The following is a 13,858-nucleotide window of genomic DNA, read 5'->3' on the forward strand; positions in this document are numbered from 1 at the left end:
ACAGCCAAGTACAATAAACCTTTAAAAGAAAGAGATGACAGGCAGAGATGAGCTGGGCAGCGAAAGAATTTAAGACAGTAGATTTAGGTGACAAGCGGTTAAACAAGAGGCTGATGTTGCTTGCAGAGCGTCTTGGGGAAAAGCCGACGGCGAGTCTGCCTGGGGCATGTAAAGGGTGGGCGGAAACCCAGGGGGCGTATCGATTTTTATCTCAAGAGGATATAGGTTGGGAGTCTATTTTAGAGCCGCACTGGTCCTGTTCGCGTGCGCGCTTACAAGAGCAGCGTACCGTTTTGTGCATCCAAGACACCACGGAACTGAACTTCAACGGACAATCGATAGAAGGCTTGGGTCCCCTGTGTTACGAAGCGCAACGAGGTATGTACCTGCACCCGACGTATGCGGTATCGTTGGAGCGTGAACCGTTAGGCGTATTAGATGCGTGGATGTGGGCACGTGCATCCAAAGAAGACGTAGAGAATCGGTCTGGGATCAAGGAAAGTATACGCTGGATCGAAGGGTATAGCCGACTGGCAGAACTCTCAGCCGAGTTACCCGAGACACGTTTGGTGTATATGGCAGACCGTGAATCCGACATGCTAGAACTGATATGCAAAGCCTCCGAACTGGGGAATCCGGTGGATTGGTTAATTCGCTCGTGTCACAACCGGGTGCTACCAGATGGTGCTCGCCTGTGGGAGGCAGTCGGTGCGCAGGCAGCGGTAGGCGAATTGCATTTTATGATGCCCTCACGGCATGGCCAAAAGGCTCGAGCGGTACGTCAGCAAGTCAGAATGAAACGCGTTGTCCTTGATGATAGAAAGGGCTCCCCGTTAGAAGTGACCTGCGTAATAGCCCAAGAAGTGGAGGTACCGTCTGGCTGTAAGCCTGTGGAGTGGCGCTTGCTCACTAATCGCGTGGTACTTGATTTCGACGCAGCAGTGGAGTTGATTGACTGGTATCGGGCTCGCTGGGAGATTGAGATGTTCTTCCACGTTCTCAAAAACGGCTGTCGCGTCGAGGCGCTGCAACTAGGGGCTATCGAAAAGTTAGAGAGGGCGCTGGCGGTCTATATGGTGGTGGCTTGGCGAATCGCTCGCTTGATGAGACTAGGCCGTACTTGCCCTGATCTGGAAGCAGAACTGCTGTTTGAGCCAGAGGAATGGCAAGCCGCGTATCTTCTCATGAAAAAACCTGTGCCAAAAAAGACGCCTCGACTCAATGAAGTAGTGCGGCTTATTGCGATGTTGGGTGGATTCTTAGGCCGAAAAGGGGATGGCGAGCCCGGCGTAAAAACCATCTGGCAAGGATTACAGCAGGTTACTGCCTTTGCTCAGGGTCTACGCTGGGCGCGCCAAAACCAGATATTTTGAGTTGTGTATAAGGATATGAGTTTAGAGACCTTAGGGTTGATGATAGCTGACTCCGGCAGCTCATTCGGATCAAGCACCATTATTGAGGATGAGATTGCCTTGCCTAATGCCGTGCGCCCCGCCATATCAGCTAGCAGAATCGTCGGCACGGCATCGGCAAAAATATGGGTCAGGCGCTCACTTGGATACGCCGGATCCAGTGGCACATAAGCGCCCCCCGCTTTTAAAATCGCCAGCAGTCCCACTACCATCGCCGGACTGCGCTTTACACAAATTGCAACGCGCTTATCCGGTCCAACCCCCAACTCTATCAGGCGATGCGCAAGACGATTCGCTCGCACATTCAGTTCCGCATAACTAAGTTCTTGATCTTCATACACAAGCGCAATCGCATCTGGCATGCGTTTCACCTGTTTTTCAAACAGCTGATGAATGCATATCTTGTCCGGATACGGCACCTTAGTCGCGTTCAATGTCTTTAGCAGCAACTCTTTTTCAGCCTTCGGCAGCAAATTAAGTTGCTTCACAGGCTTTTGATGATCGCTTTCAGCTGCCTGGACAACCTCCCGTAAATGCGCACTCATCCGATCAACCACTTCCGCATCCAAGCACTGTCTGTCGTACAACCACCTGAACCGCCCACGCGCATCAATCTGGAGCGTTAAAAATGCGCCAATCGTTTGCTCATCCGTCGCATCGTCCACTATCGATATGCCAATGCGCCATGGCTTTGTTACTTGGAGCTCAGGTATTTCCCGCAGCACTGGATCATGACTCGCCAAATCCTGCGCAAAAACTCTGTATTCGGCGAGTTGTTGCAGTTCTCCTTTGACTTGCTCCAGCACACCTGAAAAAGACATATCCCATTCAACGTTGAGTTCCATCGGGACCATCGATGCACGTATCGACGAAGAGGTAGCGGTAGTTTGTTTATTGGAGAGCGGATAACCAATCTGCAATCGAGTCTGTCCTGTTAGACGTACTAAATAAATAGCAAATGCAGTAAGAACGGTCCGCCGCCGATCATTCTCCCCATATGAGGGCGAGCTGTACCAAGCACGTAAGCACTCCACGATCCCCAGACTTGGCGCTTGGGAGAGAAGAAGGCATACTGAATTCCTCTAGATAAAACAGAAGCGATGGAGCAGAGTTAAGGATGGGAGCGGAATTTTGTCCAGAGCAGCATGTGGGAGTAGCCAAATTAGATAGGGATAAGGGACCGCTAACTGATATTGGTCAGGGGGTTAAAATTCCATGGCAACAGCGCCTCGACATCCTCGACAGTCTTTGCTGCTGGCAACTCATGCAGGACATAGCGCAGCCAGAGATAGGGTTCCAGGCCATTGGCCTTGGCCGTTTCGACCAGCGAATAGATGACGGCACTAGCATGGGCACCCGCTGTCGTATTACTGAACAGCCAGGCCTTGCGACCTACCACGAACGGGCGGATCGCATTCTCACAGCGGTTGTTATCGATCGGCAGATCGCCGCGCTCGGTATAGCGCTTGAGCATGCTCCAGTTATCGTGCATATACTTCAGTGCTCCACCAAGAGCGCTTTTCGGCGTAACGCCAGGCCGCAACTTTTCCATCCAAGCGTACAGTTTATCCAGGATCGGTATGCTCAGCTTCTTGCGCGCCTTCAGGCGTGCTTCGTCGTCGGCGTCTTTATGATCACGTTCGATGCGGTATAACTGTCTTATCATCTTGATAGCCTCGTCGGCATGCCCACTCTTGCCTTTGGGCTGAACATTGACCGCCTCGATGTAGCGCCGTCTCACGTGTGCCCAGCACATGAGATGCTCGATGCCCTCGATCTCAGTTAATTTGTTATATGCATCATATCCGTCGGTCATCAGATAACCGCGATAGTCGTGCAATAAGCGCACGGGCACCTCCCTGCCACGGCTAGGATCATAGTCGTAAATGACAACCGGTTTGCCTGGCGGTCCGCCGGTTTGTACCCACATATACGAATTGGAGGTAGGCGTTTTGTTCGGCTCTTTAAGCACTTGCACCACCGTTTCATCGATATGCAGCACAGAGCTCTCAAGCAAGGTGTCGCGTATCAGATTGTGCAAGGGCTGCAACACAGAACCACAGCTGATTACCCAGCGCGCCAATGTCTGGGTGGGCACGGACATGCCGTGGCGATCCAGTACCTTGGCGAAACGGGTGAGAGGCAAGCCATCGACGAACTTAACCGTCAACAGCATGGCCAGGAAGTTGGCGCTCGCGTTACTCTTAGGCAGAGGCTGCGGCGGCAATGGTGCTGTGACTGGAGCATGAACACTGCTGGGGCAGCCATAGCGCATACGAATGTGGCGTAGTACACGTATCTGCATGGGCACGATGTCGAGTTGCTCGCTCACATCCTGTCCGATGACCACCATCGGTGTCCCACAGGCACAGGTGCGTTCGGCTTCGGGAACATCGTACACGATCTCAACTCGTTTCAACTCTGCTGGTAATGGGCTCCGCTTGCCGCGCGCAGGTTTCTCTTGGCCTTCCGACTTGGGGGCCAGTGGTGCGATATCCTCTACCTCGGTTGTGGCTTCGGCCAATACTTCCGCTTCATCGAACAAACGGCCCTGGCCACTCATCTGCTCTGAACTCGGGCCAAACTGGCGCCGCCGCGCCAGTATAATTTGTTCGATCAGGCGCCTAATCTCATCGCGTGCTTGGCTGATCTCATTGTGTGCTTGGCTAATCTCGTTGTGTGCCTGACTGATCTCGTCGCGTGCCTGACTGATCACATTGCGTGCTGCCATCTGGGACGCCTCATACGCTTGCTGTTGCGTATGCAACAGCGCTGTGAGCGCAGCCACATCGGTTGACAAAACGGCCGGTAGCGTGACCTCTGGCAGAGCGAAGTCTATGGGTAAAATGAATTCTTTTTCGGCACTTTCAAACATGCCATATTTTATCAAATCTCTCTATGAAACAGTATTAAAATACAGTGTTTTATGCGGTTTGTTTCTCCATAAATCAAACCCTTCCAGAAGCCATTCAAATTCCTGTAAGCTCAACGTCTGCGTGGCCTCTTGGGCACCCTTAGGCCAGGCAAATTTCTCCGATTCAAGGCGCTTGAGCCACAGGCAAAAACCATTGCGATGCCAGTACAATACCTTGAGCTTATTGCGCTGGCGATTGATAAAAACATACAGTGCACTGCCGAACGGGTTTAGTCCCAATTCTTGCTCGACCAGCGCACTCAAGCCGTTGATCGCTTTCCTAAAATCAACTGGCTCCTGGCACAAGTAAACCTGCTCAATCTCACAGCCCGGATGCATCAGTGCTCTCCTTGCGCCGCACGACCAAGGGCCACCAGCCATTCTGGCGACGGCAGGTCAGATAGCTCTAGCCGCATTCCTGAGGGCAATACTAAGCTGCAACCGCAAGCGCGTGGCTCGTCAACCGCCTCCCTCACCCGCAGCGCTACAAATTTGCTTGCCTGCCTCGATTCGACACTTTCATCTGTCGCCTTTAATTTGTTCTGCCAATAATATAGGCCTTGTATCTTTCTTTCTGTGATGGTTAGCTACCATCACCTGAGATGAAGAGAGTTTTTTATAGGCCTTAAGGCTTAGACCTTGTGTGAAAGATTAAACCCTTCATCTCACCCCCTCACCAGCAAAAACACTGGACGGTAGCCAAGGGCTAGACCCTGCATGCACAAGGCGAGTGAGTGAGTTGGTCTTCATATTTTAAATTGAAAATACAAAATGTTTTACTTAGGTATCGATGTTGCTAAAGCGAAGCTAGATTGTTCATTACTATTAAATGAAACTAGCCTAAAACGTAAATCTAAAAAAGTCACCAATAGCCAAACGGGGTTCACCGAGCTATTAACATGGCTTGTTAAACAAGACATTAAACTGACCGATCTTCACGTCACAATGGAAGCGACGGGAATTTATCATGAACAAGCAGCGCAAGCTCTACACGACGCTGGCGCCAGGGTCTCTATCGTCAATCCAGTCAAAGTCAAATCTCTAGGTAGTACCTTAGCTATCAGGACCAAGACGGATGGTGTTGACAGTTTTTTGATTGCGCGTTTTGGTTTGCTATGCAAGCCTGATGCTTGGGTTCCGCCCGCTCCAGAGGTGAGAGTTCTTAAAGCTTTTCTAGCTCGTCAGGAAGCTATCTCTGAAGACTTACAGCGTGAGCGTAATCGCCAAGAAAAAATTCAGATTGTATCTGCTCCTGAGCGTGTTCATAAATCGCTTAGTGACAGTATTAATTTCTTGCAGATGCAGTTAAAACAGCTTCAGCAAGAAATCGATGAGCATATTGATCGGCACTCCGCTTTGAAGGAAGACTTGGATCTTTTAAAGAGCATTCGTGCCATTGGTCCGCAAGTAGGCAAAGCTATGCTGTCTGTGATGCAGACCCATTCCTTTAAGAGTGCTGAGCAGCTCGCCGCTTATCTTGGCCTAGTGCCTGTAGAACGACAATCCGGTTCCTCAGTATTTGGGCGGGCTCGACTTTCTAAGGCCGGCCCTCCAGAAATCCGCGCCAAGCTTTATATGGCCGCTATCGTTGCTATACGCTATAACACCCACGTCAAGGCATTATATGAACGATTACGTAACCGCGGTAAATCTTCTATGTCTGCTCTTGGGGCATGTATGCGCAAACTCGTCCATCTCTGTTTCGGCGTACTCAAATCACGTATGCCATATGATGAAAATTATGCAAATATCGCTTGACTTGAAAGACGGTATCTTTCACAGATACACCATGCCGCTTCGCATAGCTACTCAATGAGCTACCTTTGTGTTTGGCTGCCTCCAAATGGGCTGACCAAAATTTTTCTCCCAATCTCATCTTTGTTCTATTGCTCCATCTGAATTTAGATGTGAGAAAGTATGAGGACTCCAACTTCAAGCCACAAGTCTGGGGTTCATGGCGTTCTTACCCAAGCACTGGTGGTCCATTGCGCCAAAGCTTGTGTTGGCCTCGTTTCATATGGCAGCTGAATCGACTGATAGGCTCGTAACCGGTTACGCCAGAACGTCTCGTGCTGCGTAACTATCTTAAGTATTTCTCTGATTTTAGGGGCTTGATTGGCTATCAGCTCTGGGAGAAATTTTCCGGGCTGAAACTTGGCTTGCAAAGCTGGCTCTTTAGGGTCTATTGGAGAATTATCAAGAATCGTCCGCTCTTTGCTTAAAGCCTCATTCGCATCCTCTTGCTGCGCTTGAGTTTTACCCTGAGCTTGCTGATTGATAGTCAACTGACCAGTTACACGAATGCCCAACATTCTGACCTCCTCCTAAGAAACAAATCATAAATTATTGATATATAAAGGCTTTCTAGGCTATTTGTGAAATAGGCGTAAGTTGAAAGCCCAGTTTTTCAGCGCGCTGAGCAAGATTATGAAGTACCCGCTGCCGATAGCGCTCTTCATAATAATCCTGGCTTTGATCCACATATAGTGACTTGCCTAGCCAATGTCGATGTCGGCTAGGGATAATTCAGGCTTGCGTGCAGTCATATTTTGCTCCATCACAAATAGTGGAGTCCTGCACGGGTTCGGGCTTGCGTTTCGATGAATGAGTCGTGAACTTCATAAGGATTTTCATTTTGCCACTGGGTACAAGCCCACCCTAAATACGCTTTGTCCTTTTGGATATCGGTGGTCTGATCGCAGTTGAAACTTATGGACTTATTAGAATTTCCAGCTCCAGATACTGTTGGTAGCATAGCAGTACATATAGGCCCCTCCCGGTTTACCAAGCTAAGTCTTAGATTTTAGGCCGATGCGCTTGCGTTTTGACCCACCTTGCCACCTCATCGCCACTTGCTTGAGCAACCCTATCTCGAACCCACATCCTATTCAAAATGAATGAACTCTATGCAAACTTAAAGTTCACATAGCCCCCCTTTAACACATATTGATGGACTAGAAGCGACTGCTCTTTTAGTTCACAATTTCTTATATTTACGATTTTAGATAAACAACTGAACCAGATGTTAGTTATGTTAAACGAATTCGTCAAGCAAAAATATGGCCTATGTCAGTGTGGGGAGCAAATGAATTGTCCGGCGTTTAGAGGGTGTCGCGAAAGCCTTTTGCTGGGTAGAATCTGGGTTCAGACCTGAAGGAGATAATGCACCAATGAGCACGGTTTGCACAGGACACAACGCTAACGGCAGCGTTGCTCGATCGCTTATTGCATCACGGTGTCGACCGCGATCACCGGCGATGTGCACAGATTCAGGGCCGACTTATTAACCGACTACCTCACCCCACAGGCATGAATTGAAAACTTTGCAAATTGGGAGAATCCATATATAACTAAACAAATAAATTTGTGAAAAATGCTGATTTCGGCATTAGTTAAATTCCAATCGAGGGAATAAATGCTTTTGTCAAGACTCCAGCCAATTGGCTTTGCGCTCGGTACACTCTCCTTTTTAGCCAATGCACACAGAGGCGAGATAGAGGACGGTCTAAACAATCCAACTGCCGTTCTCTCCACTAAGACTATCTCGCCTTTTGGGGTAGCCAATATATCCAACACTGCAGCTGATTCTCTTCACGGAATTGTTTACGGTACGCCAGACACGAGCGTCCCGGTGGGCGCAGGCGTACCCATTACCATGATGGGGCATATGAGGGCGCTCTTTGATCTTATTAAGGAAGCGCCTGATTTCACACAAGTGGTGATGGACCTCGGCGACGGTAGCCCGGTACATGTGTTAGATACGAATACGGGGGATAAATTTTTGCCTGGTAAGTTGGCGCTCGGTCTGTCGTATATATTGATTGATATGAAAATGAAAGACGATCCGAATTACGCGGACTACCTTGCGACTTATCAAAAAATAACTACCGTAATGATGACACAGATGAGCGGCGCCAACTACATGTATGCAAATAATTCCTGGGGTGAATATTACTACCTCCTCGCGCTCAATAATTTTAAAGTGCACGGTATGCTCAATGAAGTCTTCAGTGATGCAATGCTAGATCGTCTGGCCTTCTGCGATATGTTTGGCGTAGGTGCAAGCAGCAATTTGAATACATGCCCTGCAGCAGGCATGCCGATCGATATTGCGTCGCTTAATTCTGCTCAAAATTACTATGCGGTTGCTTACGGAATTGCCGGCTTGAGACAAAAATTAGGGTGGAGCAATCCGACCTTCTCCTCCCCTACCAACCCGGCTGTGGCATCAATGGATGCGCCCGAGGCACTTTTATATGCAATTACTAATCATATTAGAAACGATTCTTCGGATGGGTTTTCTGACGAAGCCTCGAATGTTAATACCACCTATTATGATCAGGCGCGCTTTGATCGATACAGCGCTTTGCTCATTGCTGAAGTCGTCGAACGAACTCTAGAAATAGGCAATGAGGCTAATTTGACGCAAGAATTAAAAGGTTATCTGAGGAAATCAGTCGACCTCATTCTTCCTCAGCTCAATACCGATGGTCAGGGTTTCAACTATGGCCGATCTATTGGCCCATATGGGGATTCGGCTTTTGCGGAAATCTTAACTGCGGCGGCAAATACAGGCGTGTTGTCCAAGCAAGAAATGCAGATAGCCTATTCATTTATCTATAAATCGGCTTATCGCTTTAACACTTTCTGGTACGACCCAACCTTGCCCACGCCATCGGTGAATCTGTGGGTTAAAGGCCGTGGCACTGATGCATATCGCGGCAAGCCTCGTGTCATGGGTGAGAATTTCAGCCTCTTACACCAATACATGTATATGAATGCTTGGTGGAACAAGCTAAATTTTGGCGGTAAAGCATCAATGCCTGATCCTGACTTTCAAGCCTGGCTGGATATGATGCCGCATTACACTCTCACCTGGTACAACCTGCCTACCGATAAGGCTCACCCGTATAGCGCAGCGCTAATCACGGTGCGCGATGAAAAGCGCATAATTAATCTGAACCTGAACCAAGCGCCTGATTTTGACTTGCAGACTCCGTACTATCCAATACCTTTTTCCGACAAACTGATCTATGGAACAGCGGATCTGAGCTACGCATTGTTGATCCCTCAGATTTCTTATAACGGGAAAACTTACATTCCGGTCACATATTATCAAAATCTGAGTGTGCAGGAATGCAACGGCCAGGTTATGGTGTCCTTCGACATGGCCAATTTCAGGCAAACCGTAAAAAACGCAAAATATGCCACAGATATCGACCTGCAAACCCATACGGTTTTGACGTTTGGTCGAGGCGCTATAACGCGAACTGATACGCTAAGTTCTAGAACGCTAACTGGAAATATCTCCGTCGAGACAGATTTCACGTCTTTTGCCGATTTTCAGAGCGCCGCAACCAATGATGATGGTTTTTCGGCTACCTATGCAAATAGTGATGTCACTAATTATGGCACCATGGGATTTGATCACTGCGCACTGTCTAATTTTGAGATGACAGGCGGGGTAATCAATCCGTTTTCAACAACCGTGATTGGGCAGCTACATTCGAATTTTGCTTGTACGACGCGTCCCTTCGAGTTGAAGGCGGGCAGTACTCGTGCATTTACTTGGATTCTGAAGTACGCTTGACTTGTGCCTTCTAAGAACCTATCCACAAATTAGGGGTAATATGCACATAGCTGCCCCAAGTGCCATCTTTGTCTGCATAGGTTGTGCCGGCTCGACTCGGTCTTAAATGTCTAGACCGCTGATACGTTAAGTGCTTCAATCCCAAAAAGCTTAAAGAAATTATCACTCGTCGCGCGGGCGACTAAAGTCTCAGTTTCACCACGCAATTGCGCCACAAAACGGCCCACATGGCTTACAAAAGCCGATTCATTTGTCTGGCCACGGTGTGGCACTGGTGCTAAATAAGGAGAATCGGTCTCAATCAGTAGGCGCTCCAATGGCACGCGCCGAGCAAGCTCTTGCAGATCGCGCGCATTTTTAAAAGTGACAATTACGATTCAATGACATGTAAGCTCTTTGATTTTATCGTCAGAAAGTTTAGTGACTTGCTTGATCAAATCTAGCGCGGCACCTTCTGCTAGCAGATTTTTAGCAATTTCAAGCGTAGCTTTTTGCCAGCCCTCTTCAATTAAATATTGTGCAGCAGACATAATATCCTCCCGGTAATGTGGTGCGATGTTAATCATAGATTGGACAAATTGCTTGTCGATTCCTCGGCCTTCCTTTGCTAGATAATATAGTAATGCTTGTCTTTTTTCAATCGAAATTGGATAACGCTCAAATAGCTCAACTATTTTTGGTGCAAGCTCCATCAATTCCCGATCATGAATGTATTTTTGCGCCAATTCCATTACTGCACAACGTTTATGTGTCATCAACACTTCGTCTGGTATAGTCGATAACGCAATCAGTTGAATGGGTTCTGTTAATGCAAATATTTTTTGTGCTATTGGCTTGTGTCTGAAACACTCTAAAAGACAGAGTGAGCCTTTATATGGATCTGTACCCCGATAAAAAATTAATGGCAATACCACCGGTAGCAATGTATCGCCTTGATTAAGGTGTTGTTTCATGATGGCACTTTGATAACGCCACAGCTTAAAAGGCGTTAACTTACCTACCGCACTTTCATGTTCTAGCAGGATATACGCTAAGCCTTGGTTTTTCATTATGTGGACTGAATAAACAATATCGCTGTAATGCTGGCTTAAATTGGACTCAACGAATGCGCCCGGAGCAAGGGATAGAGTATTGAAATCAAATTCTTGTTGCCAAGAGTCAGGCAAATGGATTTGTAGAAATTCTTTAGCAATCTCGACATCCATAAGAAATAATTTAAATAAGGCATCGTGCGGCATTGATAAGTTGTTCATCTAGCATTTATCTTGTTTGTTGACTTACCGCCAACAGGTTGAGAATGCTAAATATTCTGGCACGATGCCCCAATAATAAATACTAGGCTGAATGGCTAATTTGTTTTCCCTGATCTAGGAGCTCTGAGCACAATCGGATGGCCTCGTTGTCTTTCATCAATCTGGACAATCAATGTCTATTCAACTTCTGCTACGTTAGGGGCTTCGATCTTAAAAAGCTTAAAGAAATTATCACTCGTCGCGCGGGCGACTAAGGTTTCAGTTTCGCCACGCAATTGCGCCACAAAACGGCCCACATGGCTTACAAAAGCCGGTTCATTTGTCTGGCCACGGTGTGGCACTGGTGCTAAATAAGGGGAATCGGTCTCAATCAGTAGGCGCTCTAATGGCACGCGCCGAGCAAGATCTTGCAGATCGCGCGCATTTTTAAAGGTGACAATCCCAGATATGGAGATATAAAAATTCAGCGCTATCGCTGCCTCAGCGACTTGCCAACTCTCGGTGAAGCAATGCATCACCCCCCCCACTTGATCGGCACCCTCTTCGCGCATCAACCTCAGGGTGTCATCGGCGGCTGCGCGGGTATGAATAATTAACGGTTTGCCGACTGCACACGCGGCCCGAATGTGCGTGCGAAACCGTGCGCGCTGCCATTCCATCTCAGCGGGTGTTCGGCCTTCTAGCCGGTAATAGTCGAGCCCGGTTTCGCCAATCGCCACCACTTTGGGGTGCGCAGCAAGCTCGATGAGCTGCGCAACGCTCGGCTCTTGCACATTTTCGTAGTCTGGATGCACGCCCACTGAAGCAAATAGATTGTCATGGGCTTGCGCAACGGCCAGCACCTCTGAAACAGTTTCAAGGTTAACGCTCACACAGAGTGCATGGCTAACTGAATGAGCGCGCATGTTTTCAAGCAATTGCGGCAGCCGCTCGATCAACCCCTTAAAGTTGAGGTGACAATGTGAATCAACAAACATGGATATCCCGTTAACAATAATAATTAGACTCTGCGGCCAACAATAATCAGATCATGCTCGGTCTCGTTTAGTTTGGCAACACGCGGCAACACGCCCCAATCGGAGAAGCCAAAACTACGAAAAAGCTTAAGGCTTGCTATATTCTGCGCAAAGACAAAACCGAGCACAGTACTAATCCCAAGTGACGGCGCATATTCAAGAGCGCATTCCAACATGAATTTGCCACACCCCTGTTGGCGCCAGCGTTCATCAATATAAATGCTGAGTTCCGCGGTCGCGCTATAGGCTGGCCGGCCGTAAAAATCGGAGAAACTTAGCCAGCCCACAATACATTCAGGTACTGTTTCGCTTTCAATCACCCAAACTGGCCTCGTCTTGGTTTCGCGCCCCTTCAGCCATGTCTCGAGGCTTTCGACCGTGATCGGCTCGGCATCTGCCGATACCTGCTGCGATGGTACAGTTGAATTATAAATGGCCACAATAGCCGGCAAATCATCGAGCGTTGCATCTCTAATTTGGATATTGATTGGCATAGGCATCGCGCATACCGGCGTCAATGAGTGGTAAAAATAGACCGATAGTCTGCAAATAACTCCTCAAATACCAAGCGGGCATTCAAGGGGTGGTTTTCAACTGCGCGCCGCAGGCTCACGGTACGGGCATAACGGACTAGCCGTAGCGGATTAAGATGTTGGGCGCAGCGGGCTAATGCCGGCTTATCCGCTGGGTAGTAACGGGTCTGGTTTGCTAGATGCAATAAAGTGAGGTCATATAACCAACATTGCAACCAGCTCAGTACGAGCGGAATCGGTAGTTTATGCAAGTTTGCGCCACAGGCAAAGGGGTCACATGCCGCGCCGGCGGCGAGTTGGTCTAGCGTAAAACGCCTTAAAGCGGCATGTTCATCATGCGCGTAAGCCAGCGCTGCCAGCGGCGAGCCAGCCGCTTGCGCCAGGGCGCCCGCAGCATCCTCTAAGCCTTGCTGAGTTAACCAAGGCAATGCATGAGTTGCTGTGGGCACATGCATTGGCCAGCGCCGGCAACGGCTTACGATGGTCGGCAATAATTGAGCAAGCTGGGTACAAACCAGTAGAAAAACCACATTGGCCGGTGGTTCTTCTAAGGTTTTTAATAAAGCATTGGCGGCGGCGGTGTTAAGCGCCTCAACCGGATGCAGTAAAACGACACGCCGGCCGTTGCGGTGCGAACCCAACGCACAAAAATCCAACAGCGCCCTCACCTGTTCGATTTTAATTTCTTTACTGGGGGCCCGGGTTTTTTTCTCGGATTCCTGGGCTTCGCTATTGGTTTGAGCGGCCACGGCATCGTGGCTTAAAGCGGCGATATTTTCCGGGCATAGCACGCGGTAGTCAGGATGATTGCCCTGTACAAACCAATGACAAGCAGAACACTCATGACAGGGCTGCCCATCAGTGGTGGGGGTTTCACATAGCAGCCCCTGCGCCAGATAGCGCGCAAAGTCAACTTTACCGATGCCTGCTTGACCATGTAATAGGAGTGCGGACGGCCACTGTGCACGTAATGCATAGAGGCGCTGCCAGTCTTCAAGTTGCCAAGGATAAATACTATTTTTCACGCTTAAATAAGCCATTAAACAAATTAGTTAAAGTCATTTATAACTTTAAGAATTATAAAACAAAGAGGTTTCATCGCTTTCGCCTCTACTTTTTAAGCAGGTGGGCAAGAGACCG

General features: G+C 48.6%; 11 protein-coding genes and 1 pseudogene. 3 read left to right on the forward strand and 9 right to left on the reverse strand.

Annotation, left to right across the window (positions count from 1 at the left end; genetic code table 11):
• The first annotated feature begins 47 nt into the window (after positions 1-47).
• A complete protein-coding gene (locus KMZ15_RS04530) occupies positions 48-1,373 on the forward strand; it encodes an IS4 family transposase (RefSeq protein ID WP_223691058.1) in 1,326 nt (441 codons plus the stop codon).
• On the opposite strand, the gene KMZ15_RS04535 is transcribed toward KMZ15_RS04530, so the two are convergent.
• The 3 genes from KMZ15_RS04535 to tnpB form a co-directional block, all read right to left on the reverse strand.
• Positions 1,334-2,332 (reverse strand): AMP-binding protein, encoded by a 999-nt coding sequence (locus KMZ15_RS04535; protein ID WP_223691059.1) that lies wholly within the window; start codon positions 2,330-2,332, stop codon positions 1,334-1,336. The two genes, KMZ15_RS04530 and KMZ15_RS04535, sit on opposite strands and share 40 nt — an antisense overlap.
• A 263-nt stretch (positions 2,333-2,595) precedes the next feature.
• Positions 2,596-4,287 carry an IS66 family transposase gene (locus KMZ15_RS04540; RefSeq protein WP_223691060.1) on the reverse strand — a complete coding sequence of 564 codons (1,692 nt, stop codon included), beginning with the start codon at positions 4,285-4,287 and terminating at the stop codon, positions 2,596-2,598.
• Between the two features lie 21 nt (positions 4,288-4,308).
• Entirely contained in the window at positions 4,309-4,665 is a 357-nt protein-coding gene (gene tnpB / locus KMZ15_RS04545; protein ID WP_223691061.1) for an IS66 family insertion sequence element accessory protein TnpB, read from the reverse strand.
• 432 nt (positions 4,666-5,097) lie between these two features.
• On the opposite strand from tnpB, the gene KMZ15_RS04550 reads away from it, so the two are divergent.
• Positions 5,098-6,084 (forward strand): IS110 family transposase, encoded by a 987-nt coding sequence (locus KMZ15_RS04550; protein WP_223691062.1) that lies wholly within the window; start codon positions 5,098-5,100, stop codon positions 6,082-6,084.
• A gap of 194 nt (positions 6,085-6,278) precedes the next feature.
• On the opposite strand, the gene KMZ15_RS04555 is transcribed toward KMZ15_RS04550, so the two are convergent.
• A complete protein-coding gene (locus KMZ15_RS04555; protein ID WP_223691063.1) occupies positions 6,279-6,638 on the reverse strand; it encodes a hypothetical protein in 360 nt (119 codons plus the stop codon).
• Positions 6,639-7,741: 1,103 nt separating this feature from the next.
• On the opposite strand from KMZ15_RS04555, the gene KMZ15_RS04560 reads away from it, so the two are divergent.
• Positions 7,742-9,916 (forward strand): hypothetical protein, encoded by a 2,175-nt coding sequence (locus KMZ15_RS04560; RefSeq protein ID WP_223691064.1) that lies wholly within the window; start codon positions 7,742-7,744, stop codon positions 9,914-9,916.
• Between the two features lie 110 nt (positions 9,917-10,026).
• On the opposite strand, the pseudogene KMZ15_RS04565 reads toward KMZ15_RS04560, so the two are convergent.
• The 5 genes and pseudogenes from KMZ15_RS04565 to KMZ15_RS04585 form a co-directional block, all read right to left on the reverse strand.
• Positions 10,027-10,287, reverse strand: a pseudogene (locus tag KMZ15_RS04565) (TatD family hydrolase); the annotation flags it as partial.
• A 6-nt stretch (positions 10,288-10,293) separates the two neighbouring features.
• Positions 10,294-11,169, reverse strand: a complete 876-nt coding sequence (locus KMZ15_RS04570) for an Rpn family recombination-promoting nuclease/putative transposase (protein WP_223691066.1) — start codon at positions 11,167-11,169, stop codon at positions 10,294-10,296.
• A gap of 176 nt (positions 11,170-11,345) precedes the next feature.
• Positions 11,346-12,146 (reverse strand): TatD family hydrolase, encoded by an 801-nt coding sequence (locus KMZ15_RS04575; protein WP_223691068.1) that lies wholly within the window; start codon positions 12,144-12,146, stop codon positions 11,346-11,348.
• 23 nt (positions 12,147-12,169) lie between these two features.
• The gene (locus KMZ15_RS04580) at positions 12,170-12,673 is read right to left on the reverse strand and encodes a GNAT family N-acetyltransferase (RefSeq protein WP_223694701.1); all 504 of its coding nucleotides are present in this window, start codon (positions 12,671-12,673) and stop codon (positions 12,170-12,172) included.
• A gap of 26 nt (positions 12,674-12,699) precedes the next feature.
• Positions 12,700-13,758, reverse strand: a complete 1,059-nt coding sequence (locus tag KMZ15_RS04585; RefSeq protein WP_223691070.1) for a DNA polymerase III subunit delta' — start codon at positions 13,756-13,758, stop codon at positions 12,700-12,702.
• Positions 13,759-13,858 lie beyond the last annotated feature (100 nt).

This window comes from Mycoavidus sp. HKI (assembly GCF_020023735.2).
Lineage (GTDB): Bacteria > Pseudomonadota > Gammaproteobacteria > Burkholderiales > Burkholderiaceae > Mycoavidus.